The 4,842-nt window shown below is 48.2% G+C and carries 7 protein-coding genes; all 7 read left to right on the forward strand.

The window, feature by feature from the left end; translation table 11 throughout:
* A partial coding sequence (locus tag E5S67_RS30925; protein WP_216670831.1) for a hypothetical protein occupies nucleotides 1-590 on the forward strand: 590 nt, incomplete at its 5' end.
* Nucleotides 591-693: 103 nt separating this feature from the next.
* Nucleotides 694-1,074: a hypothetical protein gene (locus tag E5S67_RS30930; protein WP_172193143.1), complete on the forward strand. Its 381-nt coding sequence runs from the start codon at nucleotides 694-696 to the stop codon at nucleotides 1,072-1,074.
* Nucleotides 1,071-1,577, forward strand: coding sequence for a hypothetical protein (locus E5S67_RS30935; RefSeq protein ID WP_172193145.1), 507 nt, complete (start codon nucleotides 1,071-1,073; stop codon nucleotides 1,575-1,577). Before E5S67_RS30930 ends, E5S67_RS30935 begins: the two co-directional genes overlap by 4 nt.
* 253 nt (nucleotides 1,578-1,830) lie before the next feature.
* Nucleotides 1,831-2,382: a hypothetical protein gene (locus E5S67_RS30940; RefSeq protein WP_172193147.1), complete on the forward strand. Its 552-nt coding sequence runs from the start codon at nucleotides 1,831-1,833 to the stop codon at nucleotides 2,380-2,382.
* A gap of 248 nt (nucleotides 2,383-2,630) precedes the next feature.
* The gene (locus E5S67_RS30945) at nucleotides 2,631-3,869 is read left to right on the forward strand and encodes an IS110 family transposase (RefSeq protein WP_172193149.1); all 1,239 of its coding nucleotides are present in this window, start codon (nucleotides 2,631-2,633) and stop codon (nucleotides 3,867-3,869) included.
* Nucleotides 3,870-4,330: 461 nt separating this feature from the next.
* Nucleotides 4,331-4,486 (forward strand): helix-turn-helix domain-containing protein, encoded by a 156-nt coding sequence (locus tag E5S67_RS34930; RefSeq protein WP_479686944.1) that lies wholly within the window; start codon nucleotides 4,331-4,333, stop codon nucleotides 4,484-4,486.
* 37 nt (nucleotides 4,487-4,523) lie between these two features.
* The gene (locus E5S67_RS30955; RefSeq protein ID WP_172193151.1) at nucleotides 4,524-4,760 is read left to right on the forward strand and encodes a helix-turn-helix domain-containing protein; all 237 of its coding nucleotides are present in this window, start codon (nucleotides 4,524-4,526) and stop codon (nucleotides 4,758-4,760) included.
* Nucleotides 4,761-4,842: the final 82 nt, after the last annotated feature.

The raw sequence follows: 4,842 nt of genomic DNA on the forward strand, positions 1-4,842 counted from the left end.
CAGAGGATTTGCTATCAAAAAGCTATCAAAATGCCATCAAAAAGCTATCAGCCCGCCGAATAGATCCGACGAAGTGTCGGACTCATCCTAGCAGGAAAACACCCATGCACAATACTTTCACTTACAGGCATTCAGACTTGCCCCCAATCCGACCCCAAATCCAAGCCGAAATAGTTGCCCTCGACGTGCAAATCGCCGATTTGATTCTCAAAAGTCAAGGAAACTATCGCGAGCTGCAGCAACTTGCAGAAGTGCTCGACAACTGCCTGGACGGTTGCGAGCTAAACCTCAATTCGATCCAAATAGTTGCAGACGGTAGCTCGCAGCCACCGATCGGCATGATGGACTTGCCGATGGAAGAAAAGCAAATCATTTTCTCTACCGCTCTCACGTCTTCCATCGCGATCGAATCTTTGGCTTCAATTTTTGGCAAAAGCCCTCAACAAATAGCTAACGAGCTTTCAGAAAAAGCGCAAGAGTTTACCGAAACTGTTACCAGCGGAAAGGTAAACGCAGTTATTGAAGAATTGCTGCGAGTTTGGCGCAAAGAACCGGGTCAGACGGTTTACAGGATTGAGGTTGACAGTTAACCGCCTCAGTTCGCGTCCAAGAATAGAAACGGTTAATGTGGTTAACCGTTTCTACCAGACGGATTCAACTTGTTTGCGCCTATTCCTCATACCTTCATAACACATGACCGCAACCAAACCTATCGGCAGCCAGCGCCGAATTGACCGGCTCAAGGCGATCGCGCTTGAGCGAGGCTTCACAAACGAAAACGCTAAACCGTTTGGCAAACTTTCTAAAACTTCAACCTGGGAAGCGCTGTTGAATTCTTACGGTGTTGAGTTTCCAGACAATAACGCCCCCGCAAATTGGACTAACCGGGGCGGTTGGCAACCCCCGCCAACCAACTTTTTAAACTGGGTTGATTTTCCCCAGCTCGCCGCCATCACGCTCGCTTCCGCGGGGGTGTTCGTACTCGCGCGTCCACTGCTGCAACATATCAGCCCGTCAAAACTTTTTCCCATTCCCCCCGTACAAATTCACATTCAAATCGGAGCCAAATCATGAGCATACAGTTACGACTTTTTGGTGGCAATCAATCTGACGCTGGGAAAATGACCAGCAGCGGCGGCAACCACGCCATAGATAAATCTAAGGTGCTAGCCGCGACCGACGCGGCCGCCATCTCGCCGACAAACCCCGGTAATTTTGACTCAATTCGATCGGTTCCGGTGGTTCCCGCGCCTCGCTACTTCGACCGCGAAGAAGCCGACAAGCTCAAGGAATTGGCAAAGCAAAAAACTGAGGACGCGCGGCACACAAAGCGGAGCTACAAAGCGCTCGGCAAAATAGAAGCGGCTGACAAAACCGTGCACAAAGAGCACCGCAAATATGAAGGAGTCGTAGCAGAGAACGAACTCGGCAAGGTGCGCGCCAATGCAGGACTAGCTAAAAAACTGCACGGACTGCGGCCGGGTTATGCGCGGTTGGGGCTTGGAATTGACAAAGCAGACAGTAACGCCCGCACTCGGATTGATGCAATTACAGCCAAACTAACGGGGGCAAACTAATGCGAGCGATGTACCTCGGTAACTATTTTGTAGCCGGGTGCATCGCTGCTAGCTTCCTTGGCTGGCTAGCGTCTTTGCACCCAAACACACTCCGAGCCGTTTTGTGTTTGCTCGCGGCAATTGCAGTTGTTTGGAGTTTAAGTTGGTTGCTTGACTACTCTATAAGCAACTTGCTTAAAATCTCGGTGGCTGATTTTCAAGCTTTGTTAATTGGCGGTTTAGCAATGTTGTTAATCGGTCTGGGGGTGTTCTTATGCACCTGAAACTGTTTGCCTTGTCCGGCACAGCATTAGCCCTTTGGTTAAGTCCTTTAATCGCACTTGATAAACGCATCGGCTGGCACAAATCAGTCCAAGGCTTGAGCCTCGGTACTGCTATTGCTTGCGCCGTACAAGCGGGAAATATTGCCCGCAAACTGTCAGCAGAAGGAGAAATCGAAACAATCAAGACGCGCGCAATTACTGCCGACGTGATTGATGAAATCTCGACGAGCGCTTACATTTCCCAGCAAGAAAGGCAGAACGAAGCAGAACGGATTTTGAACGGCGCGCCGGAACGTTCGGAAGACGTAGAAAGGCTGGAACGTTTAATGGCACTGACTTGTGACGAAACGGAACTGGTAGAACGTTCTGAGCAAACTTCATTAACAAAGGAGGATTCTGAACGATTAGAACGGATTTTGCAGTTAAAAGCGCGCGGCTACGGTAAAGCAAAAATAATCCTCGAATTGTGGGGAGTCAACAAAGGCGGCTCGGCTAAATACAAAGCCGCCGAAGCTGAATACAACCGCCTAGTTGACGAATAATCCGCCTGAAGATGGCCGCCTCGACTCAGCGGCCGAAACTCCCCTTAATAAGGGAGTCGCGGGACGAGTCCTCGGACGAGTGGCGCTTTAACGCAGAAATTAGCTTAATTGCTATTCATAATTCGTAAGCGCCAGCCTGCATCAAACCGGACAAAATAAACGAGCCTTAATCAGTGAAGTAAGCTTAATTGCTTTTGGGAGATTCGTAGGCTCTCTTGTCCTTTCAACTGTCACTCTCCCTAAACTAGATGAAATATTTAATCGTCGGCATTGACGTTTCTCGGTCGTCAATTGCCGCGTGTTTTATGCTGGAAAAACCCAGCAACCCCCGCGAGAATTACTTCGACGCCGATATCGACGTATACCGCTCGAACCTTGAAAATTTGAATAAGTTAAAGGCAAAAATAGAAAGCTTCAACGCTGATAAAATTGTCGCCATCTGCGAACCGACCGGGATGAATTACGCCCGATTGTGGATGAACAAATTGGGCGACTGGGGCTGCGAAGTGCGGATGATTTCTAACAGCAAGCTCCCCAACTACAGGGCGGAGTTGATGGGAAAAGAAGGTAAAAGTGGAGCCAAAACGGATGATATCGACGCATTTGCGATCGCCTGCTGGTATTTCGACAAAGGGCCCGACAGCTACCTCAAAATCCGCGACCCCCTAGTCAGCCACATCAAGCACGTTTGTCTGCGGCTGGAACACCTCAACCGAGTACAAAGCCCAATCGTAAATCGAATGAGGCAAGAGCTAGCGTGGCAGTGTCCGGAGATTGCCTTGGTCAAATCGGCAAAACTGCAAGAGGAACTGCCGCCGCTGCTGTGGGGCTGGCTGGCGGGTCGCCGGAAATCCAAAAAGTACGATCGCATTTTGGAGGGAACGATCGGCTCCGGGATTGAGCCGCAAACTCGCTGGGCAGCTAAACAATACTGCGAAATTGAGGAGGAAATCTTCAAGCTCAAAAAACAGTTGGTCGAGCTGATCGACAGTCCGCAGTTTGCGGAGTATCGCCGAATTTTTACAAAATTCGGATTTGGGTATCAACTCCAAGGCTACTTGCTGGGAGCTATTTACCCGATCGAAGACTTCCTCAAAGACTCTCAGCCGGAAGTCAAGCTTCGCAAGAACCGCCAGACCGGGAAAGAATCGAAACTCAAACTTTCAGAGCGGCGCTTCATGCGAGCCGTCGGCATGGGAGTCGTTCGAGAGGACAGCGGTCAGAAAAAGAAGGGCAAACAGTCAGGCAGCGCGCTCTGCAGAAAAGCGCTGTGGCAGTGGTGTTTCACGCGCCTAGAAGTGAGCCGAAACAATCCGCCGCTAAAATTTGTTTACGGTCAGGGTAAGGATGCCGAGCAAATGTCGCCGGCCGAAAACTTGAGGCGGCGCAAAAAAGGCGGCACCCCGGTCAAGCTAGCCCGCCAGCGGGTCATTGCCCGGTGCATCCGCGAACTGTTTAAAGAGCTGTGCAGCATCGTCAAAATCTAAAATCTAAAATCTAAAATCTAAAATCCAAAAGACCCGCAGGAGCAATCTGTCTGCGAACTTTTTAATTGCTCGAAAAATGTCTACAGTGAATTATGACCCTACTTCGCACCGCACCATAGCAAAGTAGAGAGCCAAGTGACTTCTACATTGTATAGGAGTAGTATTGCCGAACAGTACGCAATATCAAGAATTTCGGCGATTACTAAATTAGTAGACTTTAGATTTTGATATGCTCGGCTGAAATAATTTAACCTCCCAGTCATTGACCTAGTACAGCATGGCGGAAGTAAAGTACCTATTTTATGGGAGACTGGGGCTAACTCAGATAAATTGCACTCAGAACAGACATAAGGAACGAGAACATGGCACAATTAGCTCCAAAATCATTAACCCTAAGTGAGTGTGAGCGTCAAGAGTTATAAAAGCTGCTCAATCGCCGTAGCACGCCACAACAAATAGCACTGCGAACAAAAATAATTCTGCTGGCAGACAAAGGGAAGAATAACCGTGATATTGGACGGGAATTGAGCATCACTCGATTCATGGCTCGTAGATGGCGGCATCGATGGTTAGAGTTAAGTAAGTCGGTGCGGAAAAACACAACGATGTTAAGATAAGTAAACGAAGAAATAGCTCTAGTGAGGTAACTAATATATGGGCGCTCGATTCAGGGTATTTCTCACTCAAAAGCAAGACAAAACCCTATTAAACCTGAGAACTGCAAATATCCCACAAAAAGTCAAAGATCGAGCTCTTGTAATCAGGTTAAATGCACATGGCTGGTATGTTGAGAAAATAGCTGCTCACTTTAACTGGGCTTCACAAACAGTGAGAGCCGTTTTACATAAATGGGAAAAGTTCGGTATGGAAAGCCTTTGGGAAGCAGGGTAAACGCATCTTAACTTTAACCCAAAATATGCTACAGTTATCTCGGACTAATTTTTATGTAGTTTATAAGTATTATCAATGGCAA

Origin of the sequence: Microcoleus asticus IPMA8, from assembly GCF_013179805.1 — a bacterium.
GTDB lineage: Bacteria > Cyanobacteriota > Cyanobacteriia > Cyanobacteriales > Microcoleaceae > Microcoleus > Microcoleus asticus.

What these genes read in the sequence shown, in the direction of transcription:
- E5S67_RS30930 (WP_172193143.1), top strand. Translation starts at nt 694, where the DNA reads ATGACCGCAACCAAACCTATCGGCAGCCAGCGCCGAATTGACCGGCTC.
- E5S67_RS30935 (WP_172193145.1), top strand. Translation starts at nt 1,071, where the DNA reads ATGAGCATACAGTTACGACTTTTTGGTGGCAATCAATCTGACGCTGGG.
- E5S67_RS30940 (WP_172193147.1), top strand. Translation starts at nt 1,831, where the DNA reads ATGCACCTGAAACTGTTTGCCTTGTCCGGCACAGCATTAGCCCTTTGG.
- E5S67_RS30945 (WP_172193149.1), top strand. Translation starts at nt 2,631, where the DNA reads ATGAAATATTTAATCGTCGGCATTGACGTTTCTCGGTCGTCAATTGCC.
- E5S67_RS30955 (WP_172193151.1), top strand. Translation starts at nt 4,524, where the DNA reads ATGGGCGCTCGATTCAGGGTATTTCTCACTCAAAAGCAAGACAAAACC.